The following is a 16657-nucleotide window of genomic DNA, read 5'->3' on the forward strand; positions in this document are numbered from 1 at the left end:
CCGGCCGCCGGGACCCCCAGAAGCGCCGAGTCCGCCGCGTGCAGCAGGACTTCGGCCAGGCACCCGTAGACCTCCCCGCCCCCGCCCGACGGATCAGAGTCCGACGTCGCCGGCCTTGAGGAAGCCGGAGTCGACGAGGACCGACTGCACGTCGTCCTTCGTGACGACCTGCGGCTCCAGCAGGTAGGACGGGACGACCTTCTCGCCGTTGTCGTAGGTCTCGGTGTCGTTGACCTCGGGCTCCTCGCCCGCGACGATCGACTGCACCATCTGGAAGACGCGGTCGCCGAGGGTGCGGGTGTCCTTCCAGACCGTCATGGACTGCTCGTCGGCGAGGATCGCCTTGACGTTGGCCTTGTCGGCGTCCTGGCCGGTGATGACCGGGTAGTCGGCGCCGGGGGTGTAGCCGGCCGACTTCAGCGAGGCCTCGATGCCGATGGCCAGGCTGTCGTTGGGGGAGAGCACGACGTCGACCTTCTGGCCGCCGGTGTAGAAGGACGAGAGGCGGTTGTCCATCTCGGACTGCGCCTTGTCGGAGGCCCAGCCCTGGATGCCGATCGAGGCCCAGTCGTCGTCCGACGCGGGCGACTTGCCCGAGGGGACGGTGAGCTTGCCGCTCTCGATGTAGGGCTGCAGGACGTCCCACGCGCCGGAGAAGAAGAACTTCGCGTTGTTGTCGTCGGGGCTGCCGGCGAAGGGCTCGAGGGTGAAGGGACCCGCGGCGTTCTTCAGGTCGAGGGTCGACTCGATGTACTGGCCCTGGAGCTGGCCGACCTTGTAGTTGTCGAAGGTCGCGTAGTAGTCGACGTCCGCGGTGCCGTTGATGAGACGGTCGTAGGCGATGACGGTGGCGTTCTGCTTCTTCGCCTCGGCGAGGACGGGCGCGAGCGCCTCGCCGTCGATCGCGGCGATGACCAGGATCTTGGAGCCGCCGGCGATCTGGTTCTGGATCTGCGAGATCTGCTGATCGGTCTTGTTGTCCGCGTACTGGAGGTCGACGGTGCAGCCGTCGCCCTCGAGCTGCGACTGGAGGCCTTCGCCGTCGTTGATCCAGCGCTCGAGGCTGCGCGTGGGCATCGAGATGCCGACGGTGCAGTCGCCTTCCGCGCCGGCGCCGGCAGCGGCGCCTCCGGAGTTGGCGGGGCTCGCGGAACAGGCCGCGAGGCCGAGGGAGATGATGCCGGCGGCGGCCAGCGTGGTGATGCCGCGGGAGAACTTCATGGAGTGCATTCCTCTCTGAAAGCAGTGTCCGAGGGAGAGGACGACAAGAGGCGTGCACGTGTGGCGCACGTCGTCGTGTCGTCGCCCGGGAGGGCGGGAGAGCCCCGAGGGGCTTTGTCCACGGAGAGAACATATTCCTTCGATCGGGGGGAGTAAAGCGCGGGCGGCGAATTTGTCCAGGCGATGCCGAAATGTGATCTTCGGGACGTCGACCCCCGCCGTTGCTGGGGGAGAACGCTCTCACCGCTCGGCTCCCGCCCGGCTCGCGCCCCTCCGCCGGGCGCCCGCCGCCGTCCGCGTGAGGGAAACGCGAGGACTCCGGGCCGGGCCGTAGGGGAACCGTGAGGACCGCTCCGACGGGCCCCCGCGAGGTGTTGCATCGCTTCCTGTGCCGCTTCCCGGCAGGCGTCCGGTCCCGGGCGTCGTCCGCTCCCCGGATGGAGTCCTCCGTGCTCGACCTCGCCTACCTCCTCGGCATGCTCGCCCTCTTCTCGCTCATCGCTCTCGCCGCGAAGGGGGTCGAGCGGCTGGGCGGACCGCCCCCCTCGGCGACCCGCGGGACCCGCGAGAAGGAGGCGGGCCGGTGATCGTCTTCGACGCCCTCGCGGCCGTGCTGGCGCTCGCCGCCGTCGTCTACCTCGTCGCGGCCCTGATCCGACCGGAGCGCTTCTGATGGATCCGCTCCTCGCCGTCCTCCAGGTCGCGACCGTCGGCCTGGCCGTCGCCCTCCTCCACCGCCCCCTCGGCGACCACATGTTCCGCGTCTACACCTCGACGCGCGACCTCGCCCTCGAGCGCGGCGTCTACCGCCTCATCGGCGTCGACTCCGCGGGCGAGCAGAGCTGGCGCGCCTACCTCCGGGCCGTGCTGGCCTTCTCTCTCGTCGGCGTGCTCCTGCTCTACGGGATGCAGCGCCTCCAGGCGGTCCTGCCCGGCTCCCTCGGCCTGCCCGCGGTGCCGGAGGGGCTGGCGTTCAACACCGCCGTCTCGTTCGTCACCAACACCAACTGGCAGTCCTACTCCCCGGAGGCGACCCTCGGCTTCGCGGTGCAGCTCGGCGGCCTCGCCGTGCAGAACTTCGTCTCGGCGGCCGTGGGCCTGGCCGTGGCGGTGGCGCTGATCCGCGGATTCGCGCGCCGCTCCTCCGGAACGCTCGGCAACTTCTGGGTCGACCTCGTGCGCGGCACGCTGCGCCTCCTGCTGCCCCTCGCGGTGGTGGCGGCGGTCGTGATGATCGCGGGCGGCGTGATCCAGAACCTGAACGGCCCGCTGACGGTGACCACGCTCACCGGCGGCGAGCAGAGCATCCCGGGCGGCGCGGTGGCCTCGCAGGAGGCGATCAAGCTGCTCGGCACCAACGGCGGCGGCTACTTCAACGCCAACTCCGCGCACCCGTTCGAGAACCCCTCGGCGTGGGTGTCGCTGCTGCAGATCGTGCTGATCCTCGCGATCCCGTTCTCGCTGCCGCGCACCTTCGGCCGGATGGTCGGCGACGTGCGGCAGGGGCGCGCGATCCTCGCGGCGATGGCGACGATCTTCGTCGTGTCGCTCGCGGCCCTCACCGCGCTGGAGGCGGCGGGCGGCGGATCCGCGGCGCAGGCCGCCGGAGCCGCGATGGAGGGCAAGGAGACGCGCTTCGGCATCGCCGGCTCCGCCCTCTACGCGACCGCCTCGACGCTCACCTCGACCGGCGCCGTCAACGCGATGCACGACTCCTTCACCGCGCTCGGCGGCATGCTGCCGATGCTCAACATGATGCTCGGGGAGGTCGCCCCCGGCGGCGTCGGCTCGGGCCTCTACGGGATGCTCGTGCTCGCGGTGCTGGCCGTGTTCGTCGGCGGGCTGCTGGTCGGCCGGACGCCCGAGTACCTGGGCAAGAAGCTCGGCCCGCGCGAGATCAAGCTCGCGAGCCTCTACATCCTCGTGACGCCGACGCTCGTGCTGGCCGGCACGGCCCTGAGCTTCGCGATCCCGGCGGTGCGGGAGGACGTGGAGAGCACGTCGATCCTGAACCCCGGGCTGCACGGGCTCTCGGAGGTGCTCTACGCCTTCACCTCCGCGTCCAACAACAACGGCTCGGCGTTCGCGGGGCTGACGGCGAACACGCCCTGGCTCAACACGGCGCTCGGCGTCGCGATGCTCCTCGGCCGCTTCCTCCCGATCCTGCTGGTGCTCGCCCTGGCCGGCTCGCTCGCGGCGCAGTCGCCGGTGCCCTCCAGCGCCGGCACGCTGCCCACCCACCGGCCGCAGTTCGTCGGCCTCCTCGTGGGCGTCACGGTCGTCGTGACCGCGCTCACCTACTTCCCCGTACTCGCGCTGGGCCCCCTGGCGGAAGGACTGCGACTCCGATGACCACTGCACTCACCGAGGCCCCCGCGGAACCCGCGCGCCCCACCCGCGCCGCCCTCGGGCCGCGCCAGCTCGCCGCCGCCCTCCCCGGAGCGCTGCGCAAGCTCGATCCGCGCCTGATGTGGCGCAACCCCGTGATGTTCATCGTCGAGGTCGGCGCCGTGCTGACCACGGTGCTGGCGATCGCCGAGCCGTTCCTCGGGGGGCCGGAGGAGTCGGGTGGATCGACGGTGCCCGTCACCTTCACGGGCGGCATCGCGATCTGGCTCTGGCTCACCGTGGTGTTCGCGAACCTCGCGGAGTCGGTGGCCGAGGGCCGCGGCAAGGCGCAGGCCGAGAGCCTGCGCGCCACCCGCACCAGCACTCCGGCCCGGCGCGTGACGGACTACGACCCCGCGGACCCCTCCGCCCTGTCGGCCCGCCTGGTCGAGGTCTCCTCGGCCGAGCTGCAGCTGGGCGACGTGGTCGTGGCGGAGGCGGGCGACCTCGTCCCCGGCGACGGCGACATCGTCTGGGGCATCGCCTCCATCGACGAGTCGGCGATCACGGGCGAGTCGGCGCCGGTCGTCCGCGAGAGCGGGGGCGACCGCAGCGCGGTGACGGGCGGCACGCGAGTGCTCTCGGACCGGATCGTGGTGCGCATCACCTCGCGGCCGGGCGAGACCTTCGTCGACCGGATGATCGGCCTGGTCGAGGGCGCGTCGCGGCAGAAGACGCCGAACGAGATCGCGCTCGACATCCTCCTGGCGAGCCTCTCGATCGTGTTCGTCGTGGTCGTGCTGACCCTGAACCCGATCGCCTCGTTCGCAGGAGCCTCCGTGAGCGTCCCGGTGCTGGTCGCCCTGCTCGTCTGCCTCATCCCGACCACCATCGGCGCCCTCCTCTCGGCCATCGGCATCGCCGGCATGGACCGGCTCGTGCAGCGCAACGTGCTCGCGATGTCCGGCCGGGCGGTGGAGGCGGCGGGCGACGTCACGACGCTCCTGCTCGACAAGACGGGGACCATCACCTACGGCAACCGCCGCGCGGTGGCGTTCCTCCCGCTCGACGGAGTGGCGCAGGCCGCCCTCGTCGACGCGGCCGCCTCCTCCTCGCTCAGCGACCCGACACCCGAGGGGAAGTCGATCGTCGACCTCGCGGGCGACTCGGGCCGTCCCGCCGTCGAGCCCGCTCAGGCCGCCGTGGTGCCGTTCACCGCGCAGACCCGGATGAGCGGGCTCGACCTCCCCGACGGCTCCTCCATCCGCAAGGGCGCCGGCTCGGCCGTGCGCGCCTGGGTGGAGGAGGAGGGGCCGCTGCCGTCCGCGGTCGCGGCGCGCCTCACGGTGCTCGTCGACGGCGTCTCGGAGAGCGGCGGCACGCCCCTCGTCGTCGCGGTGAAGGACGCCCACGGCGCCCGCCTGCTCGGCGTCGTGCACCTGAAGGACGTGGTGAAGGACGGGCTCGCCGAGCGCTTCTCGGAGCTGCGCGCGATGGGCATCCGCACCGTGATGATCACGGGCGACAACCCGCTGACCGCGAAGGCGATCGCGGCGGAGGCGGGAGTCGACGACTACCTCGCCGAGGCGACCCCCGAGGACAAGCTCGCCCTGATCCGGCGCGAGCAGGAGGGCGGCGCGCTGGTCGCGATGACCGGCGACGGCACCAACGACGCCCCGGCACTCGCGCAGGCAGACGTGGGCGTGGCGATGAACACCGGCACCTCGGCGGCGAAGGAGGCGGGCAACATGGTCGACCTCGACTCCGACCCCACCAAGCTCATCGACATCGTGCGGATCGGCAAGCAGCTGCTGATCACCCGCGGCGCGCTCACCACGTTCTCGATCGCGAACGACGTGGCGAAGTACTTCGCGATCATCCCGGCGATGTTCGCGGGGGTCTTCCCCGGGCTCGCGGTGCTGAACGTGATGCAGCTGCACTCGCCGGCCTCGGCGATCCTCTCGGCGATCGTGTTCAACGCGCTGGTGATCGTCGTGCTGATCCCGCTCGCGCTGCGGGGAGTGGCGTACCGCCCGGTCGCCGCCTCGCGCATCCTCAGCCGCAACCTCCTGGTCTACGGGCTGGGCGGAGTGATCGCTCCGTTCCTCGGGATCAAGCTCGTCGACCTGATCGTCGCCGCGATCCCCGGCTTCTGACCCACCCGTCCCGACCACTGAAGACAGAGAGAAGAGACCATGTTCCGTCCCTACGGTGTCGCGCTGCGCGCGATGATCGTGCTCACCGTGCTGCTGGGAGCGGCGTACCCGCTCGCGGTGCTCGGGATCGGGCAGCTCGCCCTGCCCGCCCAGGCGAACGGCTCGCTGCTGCGCCAGGACGGCGCGGTGATCGGCTCGTCGCTGATCGGCCAGTCGTTCACGGACGCCGACGGAGCGCCCCTGCCGGAGTGGTTCCAGTCGCGTCCCTCCGCCGCGGGCTACGACGCCGCGGCCTCGACCGGCAGCAACCTCGGCCCCGAGAACGCCGACCTGGTCGCGTCCGTCGAGGAGCGCCGGGCCGCGATCGCGGCCTTCGAGGGCGTCGACCCGGCCGCGGTTCCGGCCGATGCGCTGACCGCCTCCGCCTCGGGGCTCGACCCCGCGATCAGCCCCGCCTACGCGCAGCTGCAGGCGCCCCGCGTCGCCGCCGCCCGCGGGCTCGACGTGAGCGCCGTGCGCGCGCTGGTCGAGGAGCACACCGCGGGCCGCGAGCTCGGGTACCTCGGCGAGCCGACGGTGGACGTGCTCGAGCTCAACGCCGCTCTCGCGCGGCTGTGACCGCTCCGGTGGCGCCTCCGGCTCGTAGAATCGCGATCGGCTCGTCGGGACCGTCCGATCGAGCGGATCGACGCCGGTCCCGCGAGCCCGGGACGCCCCGGAGCCGCGAGCACGAGGGGAGGCCGGGAGCATGACGAAGGGCCGCCTGCGCGTGCTCCTCGGAGCCGCGCCCGGAGTGGGCAAGACCTACACGATGCTCGAGGAGGGCCGCCGGCTCGCCGCCGAGGGTCGCGACGTCGTGGTGGCCGTGGTCGAGACGCACGGCCGCTCCGCCACCGCCGCGATGGTCGAGGGGCTGGAGGTCGTGCCGAGGAGGGCCGTCGAGCACCGCGGCGTGCTGCTCGACGAGATGGACCTCGACGCGGTGCTCGCCCGCCGGCCCGACGTCGCGCTGGTCGACGAGCTCGCGCACACCAACGCCCCCGGCTCCCGGCACGAGAAGCGCTGGGAGGACGTCAGGACGCTCCTCGACGCCGGCATCACCGTCTTCTCGACCGTGAACATCCAGCACATCGACTCGCTCAACGACGTGGTGCACGCGATCACCGGAGCGCCGCAGCGCGAGACGATCCCGGACGCGGTCCTCCGCGCCGCCGACCAGATCGAGGTCGTCGACCTGGCGCCCCAGGCGCTGCGCGACCGCCTCGCCGACGGCCGCGTCTACCCGCCCGAGCGCATCGACGCGGCGCTGTCCAACTACTTCCGGCTCGGCAACCTGACCGCCCTGCGCGAGCTCGCGCTGCTCTGGCTCGCCGACGAGGTCGACAGCGCGCTCCGCGACTACCGCGTCGAGCACGGCATCGACAGCACCTGGGAGGCGCGCGAGCGCGTGGTCGTGACCCTCACCGGCGGGCCGGAGGGGGAGACCCTGCTGCGGCGCGGCGCGCGGATCGCGGCCCGCGCCTCCGGGGGCGACCTGCTCGCCGTGCACGTGGTGACCCCCGACGGCCTCCGCGCTCCCCGGCCGCACGTGCTCGAGGCGCAGCGGGTGCTGGTCGAGAAGCTCGGCGGCAGCTACCACCAGGTGGTCGGCGAGGACGTGCCGCGCACGCTGGTCGAGTTCGCCCGCTCGGTGAACGCGACGCAGCTGGTGATCGGCGTGAGCAGGCGGGGCCGTCTCGCCTCGGCGCTGACGCCCGGCACGGCGTCGACGGTGATCCGCGAGTCCGGCAACATCGACGTGCACATCGTCAGCCACTCCGCCGCCGGGCGCACCGCGGTGCTGCCGAGGCTCGACGGGGCCCTGACGCTGCGGCGCCGCCTCCTGGGACTGGCCCTCGCCCTCGTGGGCGGCCCGCTGGTGACCTGGCTGCTCTCGAGCCTCCGCAGCGACGAGTCGATCACGAGCGACGTGCTCTCGTACCAGCTGCTGGTGGTGGTGGTCGCGCTGGTCGGCGGGCTCTGGCCGGCCCTCTTCGCGGCCGTGCTCTCGGGGCTGACCCTCGACTTCTTCTTCGTCGATCCGCTCTACACGATCACCGTCGACGAGCCTCTGCACGCGCTGGCGCTGGTGCTCTACGTGCTGAACGCGGCGCTCGTCAGCGCCGTGGTCGACCGCGCGGCCCGGCGGGCGCGGGCCGCCAAGCGGTCGGGGGCGGAGTCGGAGCTGCTGGCGACGATCGCCGGTGGCGTGATCCGCGGGCAGGGGGCGCTGCAGGCGATCCTCGAGCGCTCGCGCGAGGCGTTCGGGCTGACCGGCGTGCGGCTGCTGCGCGGCGGCGAGCTCGTCGCGGCGGACGGTGAGCCGCAGCCGGAGGGCGATCCCGCGCGCATCGCGGTGGGCGAGGGCGCGGTGCTCGAGCTGCACGGCCGCGAGCTGGAGGGGAGCGAGCGGCGACTGCTCCAGGTCGTCGCCGCCCAGCTGGACTCGGTGCTCGAGAACGCGGCCCTCAGCGAGACGGCCAGCTCCCTCGCTCCGCTGGCCGAGACCGACCGGGTGCGCAGCGCCCTGCTCTCGGCCGTCAGCCACGACCTGCGCCGGCCCCTCGCCGCGGCCACCGCGGCGGTCAGCGGTCTGCGCTCGCCCGAGGTGGTCTGGAGCGAGCGCGACCGGGAGGAGCTGCTCGCCACCGCCGACGAGAGCCTCACCGTGCTCGCCGCGCTGGTCACCGACCTGCTCGACGTGACGCGGCTGGAGGCGGGGGCGCTCGCCGTGGCGCTCGCCCCGCTCGACGCCGCCGACGTGGTGCTCCCCGCGCTCGACGAGCTCGGGCTCGGTCCCGGCGAGGTCGACCTCGACCTCGATCCGGAGGGCCCGGCGCTGCTCGCCGACGCGGTTCTGCTGCAGCGCGTCGTGGTCAACCTGCTCGCGAACGCCGTCCGCTACGCGCCGTCCGGCACCCGGGTGCGCGTGGCCGCCAGCGCCTTCGGCGGGAGCGCGCAGCTGCGGATCGTCGACCACGGCCCCGGGGTGCCCGAGGAGCGCCGCGCCGAGATCTTCGTGCCGTTCCAGCGACTCGGCGACGACGACAACCTCACGGGCCTGGGCCTCGGTCTCGCGCTCTCGAAGGGGTTCACGGAGGGGATGGGCGGCACGCTCGAGACGGAGGACACTCCGGGGGGCGGGCTGACGATGGTGGTGACGCTGCCGCTGGCGAAGGAGACTGCTGCCGCTGCTCCTGCGGCTCACGTCGCTCCTCCCGTCCCGCACGACGGCGGGTCGGGCACCGCTCCGCACGAGGACTCCGGAGGAGCCGCATGAAGATCCTGATCGCCGACGACGACCCGCAGATCCTGCGCGCCCTGCGCATCACGCTCACCGCCCGCGGATACGACGTGGTGACGGCCGGCGACGGCACCGAGGCGATCAACCGCGCGGTGGACGAGCATCCGGACCTCTACATGATCGACCTCGGCATGCCACGGCTCGACGGGGTCGAGGTCATCCACGGACTGCGCGGCTGGACGAGCGCGCCGATCCTGGTGGTGTCGGGACGGACGGGCGCGGCCGACAAGGTGGGCGCGCTCGACGCCGGCGCGGACGACTACGTCACCAAGCCGTTCTCGATGGACGAGGTGCTCGCGCGCATCCGGGCCCTCTCGCGGCGGGTGCAGCCGGCCGACGGCGAGCCGCTGGTCGTGATCGGCGAGGTGACCGTGGACCTGGTGGCCAAGAGCGCGACGCGGGACGGCGTCTCCGTGCGGCTCACCCCGACCGAGTGGCAGGTGCTCGAGATCCTCATCCGCAACGCGGGCAAGCTGGTCACCCGCCGCTCGCTGCTGGCCGAGATCTGGGGCCCCGCGCACGTCACCGACACCGGCTACCTGCGCCTCTACCTCGCGCAGCTGCGCAAGAAGCTCGAGCCCGACCCCGCGCATCCGCGGCACCTGCTGACCGAGGCGGGCATGGGCTACCGCTTCGTGCCCTGACCGGCCTGTGCTCGGCGGGGGGAACCCCGGACCGTCGAGGGAGCCCGCTGGTCGTGGCTCCCGCGACGGTCCGGGATCGCCTCGGCGGAGGGGGGCAGGTCACCAGTCGTGGACGGTGCCGTCGGCGAGGCGGTTGAAGGGCAGGTACGCGCGCACGTAGGGGTACTTCCCGGCGGCGTCGACGTCGAGCTCCACGCCCAGACCGGGGGCGTCGCCCGGGTGCAGCCGTCCCTCGCTCCAGGTGAACGACTGCTGGAAGACGCTGTCGGTCCGCTCGCCGTGCTTCATGTACTCCTGGATCCCGAAGTTGTGGATCGCCAGGCCCAGGTGCATCGCGGCCGCCATGCCCACCGGGGAGACGTCGGTGGGTCCGTGCATCCCGGACTTGATCTGGTACTGCGCGGCGTGGTCGAGGATCCTCCGGAGGTGGGAGACGCCTCCGGTGTGCGTGACCGCGCTCCGGATGTAGTCGATCAGCTGCTCGCGGATGAGGAGCTGGTAGTCCCAGACGGTGTTGAAGACCTCGCCGATCGCCAGGGGCGTCGTGGTGTGCTGCCGGACGAGGCGGAGGGCCTCCTGGTTCTCGGCGGGCGTGCAGTCCTCGAGCCAGAAGAGGTCGTACGGCTCGAGGGACTTGCCGAGGGCCGCGGCCTGGATCGGCGTCATCCGGTGGTGGCCGTCGTGGAGGAGGGGGAGCCCCGGCCCGAACTCGTTGCGGACGGCCTCGAAGACGCGGGGGACGTGGCGCAGGTAGGCGCGGGTGTCCCAGTCCTCCTCGGTCGGCAGGCCGCCGCGCTGCGCCGGCTCGTGGTCGTAGCGCACACCGGCGTTGCCCTCGAGGACGGCGTTGGAGGCGATGCCGTAGATCGAGGTCAGTCCCGGCACCGCGGTCTGCACGCGGATCGCGCGGTACCCCTGCTCCTGGTGCTCGCGGATGCTGTCGAACAGCTCCGCGTCCGTCCGCCCGGACGCGTGGCCGTAGGCGAGCAGGCCGGTGCGGGACGCGCCTCCGAGCAGCTGGTAGAGCGGCATGCCCGCGGCCTTGCCCTTGATGTCCCAGAGGGCGGTGTCGACCGCCGCGATCGCCGCCATCGTGACCGGCCCGCGGCGCCAGTAGGACGACCGGTAGAGGAACTGCCAGGTGTCCTCGATGCGCGAGGCGTCACGGCCGAGGAGCAGCGGCACGACGTGGTCGGCGAGATAGGAGACCACGGCGAGCTCGCGGCCGTTGAGGGTCGCGTCGCCGAGGCCGGTCAGCTCGTCGTCGGTCGTGAGCTTGAGGGTGACGAAGTTGCGGTCGGGACTGGTGACGACGACCTCGGCCTTGTCGATCTTCATGGGGTGCCTTTCGTGGTGGGGGATCGGGTCAGGGGTTCCGGCCGGGAGCGCGGTCCATCGAGAACGCGGCGGTCGAGAGGCCGGGCGCCACGGGCGCGGCCTGCCCCGTGCTCTCGCGGCGCTCGGCGATCTCGGCGACGATCTGCGCGTGCCGGCGGTCGGTCAGCGGGTAGAACGCCATGATCAGCACCGCGAGCAGGGCGGCGACGGCCGGGATGAGGCCGGCGGCGGCGCGGATGCCCCACCCGGCGTGCTCGCTCTGCTCCGCGGCCCCGGCCACGTAGCCGCCCCAGGCCAGCGAGTACGCGGCGAGGGCGCCTCCGACCGCCTGGCCGGTCTTGCGGGTGAAGGAGAACAGGGCGTAGATCGTGCCCTCGGAGCGGATGCCGGTCTTCCACTCCCCGTACTCGACGGTGTCCGCCTCGATCGCCCAGACGAGCATGTTGACGAGCTGGATGCCGACGTAGGCGAGGACCAGTCCGCCGAAGCCGACCGCCACCGCGTCGCCCGGGGCGAGGAAGACGACCGTTCCGCCGCTGATCAGGACCCCGACTCCGGCCATGTAGGCGTTGCGCTTGCCGAACCGCCGCACGATCGTCGGGACGAGGGCGGCCAGGCCGAAGGTCAGGGCGAGCTGGATCAGCGACATCGCGGCGTAGAGCTGGACCGATCCGAGCACGTCGCGCAGGTAGTAGAGCTGCACGGTCTGGAGCGCGAGCGTCCCGGTGAGGAACAGGAACGAGCTGAGGCAGAGGAAGAGCAGCGGCCGGTTGGAGCGGAGGGTCGTCATGCTCTGACGGAACGTGACGTGCGCGACGTCGCGCTGGACCCGCTCCTTCGCGGTCAGGATCGTGAAGAGGTAGAGCGCGGAGCCGACGACGACGAAGCTCAGCGTGACGATCGAGAAGAGCGACTGCAGATCGGCGCCGGGGACGACCAGCGGGGCCATGAAGGTGCCGAGCCCGGCCCCCACGATCGCGCCGCCGATGGCGCGGGCGCTGGCGAGCTTCGCGCGCTCGGTGCCGACCTGCGTCATCGCTCCGGCGAGCGAGCCGTAGGGGATGTTGACGAGGCTGTAGGCGAGGCCGAGCGCGGCATAGCTCAGGTAGGCGTAGAGCAGGGTTCCGCTCTCGCCGATCTGCGGGACGGAGAAGGTCGCGGCCGAGAGCAGCAGGAGCGGGACCGACCCGAACATCAGGAAGGGCCGGAACTTGCCGAAGCGCCTGCTGTAGGTGCGGTCCACGACCCGGCCGGCGAAGACGTCGGCGAACGCGTCGAAGATCCGCACGACGAGCAGCAGCGTGCCCGCCGCGGCCGCGGAGATCCCGGCGACGTCGGTGTAGTAGACGAGCAGGAACATCGTGGCGGTGGTGAAGGCGAGGTTGTTCGCCGTGTCGCCGGCGCCGTAGCCCACGATGCTCAGCTTGGAGAGCTTCTCAGCGGCGGGCGCTCCGGGCGCGGTGGTGCGGGGGGTCATGCGGGCTCCTTTACCCGGGCGCGGACCCGACGGGGATCCGCGCCGCATCGAGACGGTGCGAAGGTGGCAATCGGTTGCCGACGGTGCCGGAAGGCACCGCGCGGAGAGGCGGGGTGGAGGTCTAGGCCGCCTGAGCGGCGACCGCGGCGACGAGGGCCGGGTCGTCGACGAGGCGCGGGTCGACGAGCCGCAGCAGCGCCTCGAGGGGCCGGGCGGAGCCGAGGGCGCGGTCGAGGGCGGGGCGCTGCGCGTCGGGCAGGCGGTCGCCCTGGAGCAGCAGTGCGATCCAGTCGGCGACGGCACGGAGGGAGGCGGCTCCGCCGTGTCCGCCCGCGCGCTCGGCGAGGAGCACGGGCACGATCCGGATGCGGAGCTTGGCGGTCGCGTCGGCGCCGATCTGCTCGAGCCGGTGCTCGATCCGGGGGTTGCCGAAGCGCTCGAGGAGGGCGGCGCAGTAGGCGTCCGCGTCGAGACCGGCGGGGAGGCCGGCCGCCGCCTCCGCCCAGAACGCCTCGACGGCGCTCCGGCAGGCGGGGTCGGCGATCGCCTCCGCGACGGTGGCGAGGCCCCGCCGGCGGCCGGTGGCGGCGAGGAGCGTGTGCGCGCCGTTGAGGAGTCGCAGCTTGCGCCGCTCGAAGGGCTCGATGTCGTCCACGAAGCGGGCTCCGACGCGCTCCCAGGCGGGTCGGCCGGCGGGGAACCCGCCGCAGAGGACCCAGTCGCGGAACGGCTCGGTCACGACGGACGCGGCGTCGCTGATGCCGGTGAGCTCGGCCGCCGCCTCCCGGTCCGCCGCCGTGGTGGCCGGGGTGATCCGGTCGACGGAGGTCGACACGAACGAGACGGTGCGGTCGATCCAGTCGGCGAGCGACGGGTCGAGCCGCTCGGCGAGCAGGAGCAGTCCACGGCGCACGAGAGGGCCGTTGCCGGAGAGGTTGTCGCAGGGGACGACGGCGAGCGGGCCGGAGCCGGCGTCGCGCCGGGCGGTGAGGCCGAGGAGGAGGCGGCCGAGCGCGGTCGTCGGCGCTCCTCCCGATCGGAGGGCGGCGAGGTCGCTCCGGACGGCGGGGTCGTCCAGGTCGGGGCCGCCGTCCGCGGCGAGACGGTACCCGGCCTCCGTGATCGTCAGCGTGACGATCGCCGTCCCTGGAGCCGCGACGAGCTCGACGAGACGCGCGACGTCCGCGCCGTCGACCGCCTCGACGATGCTGCCCACGACCGTCGCCGAGTCGCCCTCCGGTCCGCGCTCGATCAGCGTGAACAGGCCGTCCTGCGCGGCGAGCTCCTCGGCCGCGCGGGGGCTCCGGCCGGTGAATGCGGCGATGCCCCACTCGTGGTCGTCGTCGACGGCGTGCGTGTACCAGGCCTGATGCGCTCGGTGGAAGGCGCCGAGGCCGAGGTGGACGATGCGGACGGGAGCCGCCGGCAGGCCCGCGGACGCGCGATCGAAACCGCCTCCTCCGCCGTGCCCGCTCACAGCTTGAAGACCTTCCGCGGCTGGGCGTCGACGAGGTCCAGGATGACGGCGCTCGCCGTCTCGGAGTCGATGCGCCCCTCGGCGACCAGGCGCGCGAGGAACGCGGCGTCCAGCCTCCGCGCCATGTCGTGACGGGCCGGGATGGAGAGGAACGCGCGGGTGTCGTCGATGAAGCCGGAGCTCCGCGAGAAGCCGGCGGTCTCCGTCACGGCGGCGCGGAAGCGCAGCACCGCGTCGGGCGCGTCGAGGAACCACCACGGCGCTCCGAGGAACACCGACGGGTAGTAGCCGGCGAGGGGAGCGAGCTCGCGCGAGTGGGTGCTCTCGTCGATCCCGAAGAGGACGAGGTGGAAGCCCGGCGCGTTGCCGAGCTCCTGCAGCAGCGGACGGAGGGGCTCGGCGAACCGGGTCGCGACGGGGATGTCGTGGCCGGTGTCGGGGCCGAAGCGCTCGAAGGTCGGCCGATCGTGGTTGCGCAGCACGCCGGCGTGGACGGTCATCACCAGGCCGTCGTCGACGCTCATGCGGGCGGACTGCAGCAGCAGGTGGCCGGCGAGGACGCGGCTGCCCTCGGCGTCGATCGTGCCGGCGCGGGCGCGGGCGAAGAGGGACTGCGCCTCGGCGGGATCGAGGTCGACGGTCAGCGGCTCCAGCACTCCGTGGTCGGCGGAGACGGCGCCGTGGTCGAGGAAGTGCCGGCGACGGGCGCGGAGGGCCTCGAGGAATCCGGGGAAGCTGGACTCCTTCGTTCCGGTGGCGGCGGCCAGGGCGGCGACGCGCTCGGGCCAGCCGGGGGCGGAGGGATCGAGGTAGGCGTCGGGCCGGAAGGTCGGCAGCACGCGGCCCGGGAACGCCGGATCCTCCGCCAGAGCCCGATGGACGGCCAGGTCGTCCAGCGGATCGTCGGTCGTCGCCAGCACCTCGATCCCGAACCGCTCGAAGAGCGCCCGCGGGCGGAAGGCGTCGGACGCCAGCCGGACCCCGATCGCCGCGAAGAGGGCGTCGGCGGTGGAGGCGTCGGGCTGCTCGGTGATGCCGAACTGCTCGGCGAGGATCGACTGGAGCCAGTAGCCCGAGGCGGTTCCCGCGAAGATCCGCCAGTGCGCGCAGAACGTGCGCCACACCTCCTCCGGGCCGGCGAGGCGCACGCCTCCGGGGATGCCGAGATCGCCGAGGTCGATCCCGGCGGAGTGGAGCAGACGGGTGACGTAGTGGTCGTGCCGGAGGAAGAGCTCGGACGCGTCGGCGAAGGGGCGGTCCTCGAGCAGGAGGCGCGGATCCACGTGCCCGTGCGGGGAGAGGATCGGCAGGTCGGCGACGCTCGCGTGGAGATCGCGGGCGATCGCCCGGGTCGTCGGGTCGATCGGCAGGAGTCGGTCGGGATCGTTCAGCAGCTTCGTCGGCACGGGGCCATCCAAGTATGGGTGCCGAGGAGTGTCAACCGATTGCCAGAGGTGTCGCACCGGATGGCGCGCCGGGCGCGGACCGGGGTCAGGAGTCGCGGCGGGGCCCCGTCGAGGCGCGCGGGACGAACTCCGTCGGCAGATCGTCGGCCCGCTCCGGAGGCTCCTCGTCGCCGAGCACCCGGCGGACCGCCCGCTCGCCCATCCGGCCCAGCGGTGCGCTGATGGTCGACAGCGGCGGCGAGGTGAAGTCGCTCCCGAAGATGTCGTCGAAGCCGATGATGCTGAGCTGCTCCGGGATCGCGACGCCCGACTCCTGAGCCGCGCGCATCAGCCCGATGGCGACCAGGTCGTTGTAGGCGATCACCGCGCCGACGCCGGAGGCGGTCACCCTCGCGAGCGCGCTCCTCCCGCCCTCGAGGGTCGAGACGCCCGGCCCGATCTCGACGACCGTCATGCCCCGCTGCGGAGCGCGGTCGAGGAGGAGCTCCCATCGCGCGGCACTCATCCACGAGTCGGGCGGACCGGCGATGAAGGCGAGGGAGCGGTGGCCGAGGGCCGCGAGGTGGTCGAGCGCGGCGTCGATCCCGGGGGCGAGATCGGGCACGATCCCCGCGACGCCGGGGACCACGCGGTTGAGGACGACGACCGGGATGCGCCCGGCCAGCGCGATGATCTCCTCGTCGCTGAGGCGGGTGCTGACGAGGACGAGCCCGTCGGTGGAGGCGGCGATGCGGTCGGCCGCCTCGGCCTCGCGCTCCCCGGACTCCTGCGACTCGGCGAGGATCATCGTGAAGCCGCGGAGCGACGCCGCCCGCTCCGCTCCGCGCACGGCGGGGAAGAAGGCCGGGTTGGTGATGTCGGCCACCAGCAGCCCGAGGGTCGAGGTGCGGCCCGTCGGCAGCGCGCGCGCCATCGGGTTGAGCCGGTAGCCCAGCTCCTTCGCGGCGGCGCGGATCCGCTGCTCGGTCGCGGCGTTCAGCCGTCCGGGCGTGCTCAGCCCGCGGGAGACGGTGGAGGGGGCGACGCCGGCGAGTCGGGCGACGTCGTAGATCGTCGTCGCGGAGCGGCCGCGGCGTCTCGCGGCGGAGGGGCCGGTGGGCGCGTCTTCGCTGGGCACGATCGCGGTCTTCTCTCGAGGGGCACGGCGGCGGACGGGGCGCCGTCCGCCGCCCATGCTGCCACAGGGCCGAGAAGCCCGCCCGGCCCGTCGCTCGCGTCCGGGTCGGGCCGGATCGGGGAGCCCGCGCTCCGGGAGGCCGCCGTCGCC

Annotated in this window: 13 protein-coding genes; 7 read left to right on the forward strand and 6 right to left on the reverse strand. The window is 73.0% G+C overall.

Features of this window, described 5'->3' with window-relative positions; translation table 11 throughout:
* Nucleotides 1–93: 93 nt before the first annotated feature.
* Nucleotides 94–1221, reverse strand: a complete 1128-nt coding sequence (chvE, locus tag C5C56_RS13970; RefSeq protein WP_374952918.1) for a multiple monosaccharide ABC transporter substrate-binding protein — start codon at nt 1219–1221, stop codon at nt 94–96.
* A gap of 437 nt (nt 1222–1658) precedes the next feature.
* Between chvE and C5C56_RS17980 the strand changes: the two genes are divergently transcribed.
* From C5C56_RS17980 to C5C56_RS14000, 7 genes are all read left to right on the forward strand, one after another.
* Nucleotides 1659–1808 carry a hypothetical protein gene (locus C5C56_RS17980; RefSeq protein WP_181137609.1) on the forward strand — a complete coding sequence of 50 codons (150 nt, stop codon included), beginning with the start codon at nt 1659–1661 and terminating at the stop codon, nt 1806–1808.
* The gene (kdpF, locus tag C5C56_RS13975; protein ID WP_068209492.1) at nt 1805–1894 is read left to right on the forward strand and encodes a K(+)-transporting ATPase subunit F; all 90 of its coding nucleotides are present in this window, start codon (nt 1805–1807) and stop codon (nt 1892–1894) included. The genes C5C56_RS17980 and kdpF overlap by 4 nt, the downstream gene beginning before the upstream one ends.
* Nucleotides 1894–3573, forward strand: coding sequence for a potassium-transporting ATPase subunit KdpA (gene kdpA, locus C5C56_RS13980; protein ID WP_104222651.1), 1680 nt, complete (start codon nt 1894–1896; stop codon nt 3571–3573). The genes kdpF and kdpA overlap by 1 nt, the downstream gene beginning before the upstream one ends.
* Nucleotides 3570–5705, forward strand: coding sequence for a potassium-transporting ATPase subunit KdpB (kdpB, locus tag C5C56_RS13985; protein ID WP_104273223.1), 2136 nt, complete (start codon nt 3570–3572; stop codon nt 5703–5705). The genes kdpA and kdpB overlap by 4 nt, the downstream gene beginning before the upstream one ends.
* 39 nt (nt 5706–5744) lie before the next feature.
* Nucleotides 5745–6323, forward strand: a complete 579-nt coding sequence (gene kdpC, locus C5C56_RS13990; RefSeq protein ID WP_104225770.1) for a K(+)-transporting ATPase subunit C — start codon at nt 5745–5747, stop codon at nt 6321–6323.
* 130 nt (nt 6324–6453) lie between these two features.
* The gene (locus C5C56_RS13995; protein ID WP_104319796.1) at nt 6454–9024 is read left to right on the forward strand and encodes an ATP-binding protein; all 2571 of its coding nucleotides are present in this window, start codon (nt 6454–6456) and stop codon (nt 9022–9024) included.
* Complete coding sequence (locus tag C5C56_RS14000; protein ID WP_104222647.1) at nt 9021–9692, forward strand: response regulator; 672 nt, start codon at nt 9021–9023, stop codon at nt 9690–9692. The genes C5C56_RS13995 and C5C56_RS14000 overlap by 4 nt, the downstream gene beginning before the upstream one ends.
* A 99-nt stretch (nt 9693–9791) precedes the next feature.
* On the opposite strand, the gene manD is transcribed toward C5C56_RS14000, so the two are convergent.
* The 5 genes from manD to C5C56_RS14025 form a co-directional block, all read right to left on the reverse strand.
* On the reverse strand, nt 9792–11030 hold the full coding sequence (manD, locus tag C5C56_RS14005; protein ID WP_104319797.1) for a D-mannonate dehydratase ManD: 1239 nt from the start codon (nt 11028–11030) through the stop codon (nt 9792–9794).
* 28 nt (nt 11031–11058) lie between these two features.
* Nucleotides 11059–12507: a glucuronide transporter gene (gene uidB, locus C5C56_RS14010; RefSeq protein ID WP_104319798.1), complete on the reverse strand. Its 1449-nt coding sequence runs from the start codon at nt 12505–12507 to the stop codon at nt 11059–11061.
* 121 nt (nt 12508–12628) lie between these two features.
* Nucleotides 12629–13984 (reverse strand): mannitol dehydrogenase family protein, encoded by a 1356-nt coding sequence (locus tag C5C56_RS14015; protein ID WP_258065680.1) that lies wholly within the window; start codon nt 13982–13984, stop codon nt 12629–12631.
* Entirely contained in the window at nt 13981–15390 is a 1410-nt protein-coding gene (gene uxaC / locus C5C56_RS14020) for a glucuronate isomerase (RefSeq protein WP_104288517.1), read from the reverse strand. The genes C5C56_RS14015 and uxaC overlap by 4 nt, the downstream gene beginning before the upstream one ends.
* Nucleotides 15391–15475: 85 nt before the next feature.
* Nucleotides 15476–16507 (reverse strand): LacI family DNA-binding transcriptional regulator, encoded by a 1032-nt coding sequence (locus C5C56_RS14025; RefSeq protein WP_159940282.1) that lies wholly within the window; start codon nt 16505–16507, stop codon nt 15476–15478.
* Nucleotides 16508–16657 lie beyond the last annotated feature (150 nt).

Source organism: Rathayibacter sp. AY1D1, assembly GCF_002932635.1.
Classification (GTDB): Bacteria; Actinomycetota; Actinomycetes; order Actinomycetales; family Microbacteriaceae; genus Rathayibacter.

What these genes read in the sequence shown, in the direction of transcription:
- chvE (WP_374952918.1), bottom strand. Translation starts at nt 1,221, where the DNA reads ATGAAGTTCTCCCGCGGCATCACCACGCTGGCCGCCGCCGGCATCATC.
- C5C56_RS17980 (WP_181137609.1), top strand. Translation starts at nt 1,659, where the DNA reads ATGGAGTCCTCCGTGCTCGACCTCGCCTACCTCCTCGGCATGCTCGCC.
- kdpA (WP_104222651.1), top strand. Translation starts at nt 1,894, where the DNA reads ATGGATCCGCTCCTCGCCGTCCTCCAGGTCGCGACCGTCGGCCTGGCC.
- kdpB (WP_104273223.1), top strand. Translation starts at nt 3,570, where the DNA reads ATGACCACTGCACTCACCGAGGCCCCCGCGGAACCCGCGCGCCCCACC.
- kdpC (WP_104225770.1), top strand. Translation starts at nt 5,745, where the DNA reads ATGTTCCGTCCCTACGGTGTCGCGCTGCGCGCGATGATCGTGCTCACC.
- C5C56_RS13995 (WP_104319796.1), top strand. Translation starts at nt 6,454, where the DNA reads ATGACGAAGGGCCGCCTGCGCGTGCTCCTCGGAGCCGCGCCCGGAGTG.
- C5C56_RS14000 (WP_104222647.1), top strand. Translation starts at nt 9,021, where the DNA reads ATGAAGATCCTGATCGCCGACGACGACCCGCAGATCCTGCGCGCCCTG.
- manD (WP_104319797.1), bottom strand. Translation starts at nt 11,030, where the DNA reads ATGAAGATCGACAAGGCCGAGGTCGTCGTCACCAGTCCCGACCGCAAC.
- uidB (WP_104319798.1), bottom strand. Translation starts at nt 12,507, where the DNA reads ATGACCCCCCGCACCACCGCGCCCGGAGCGCCCGCCGCTGAGAAGCTC.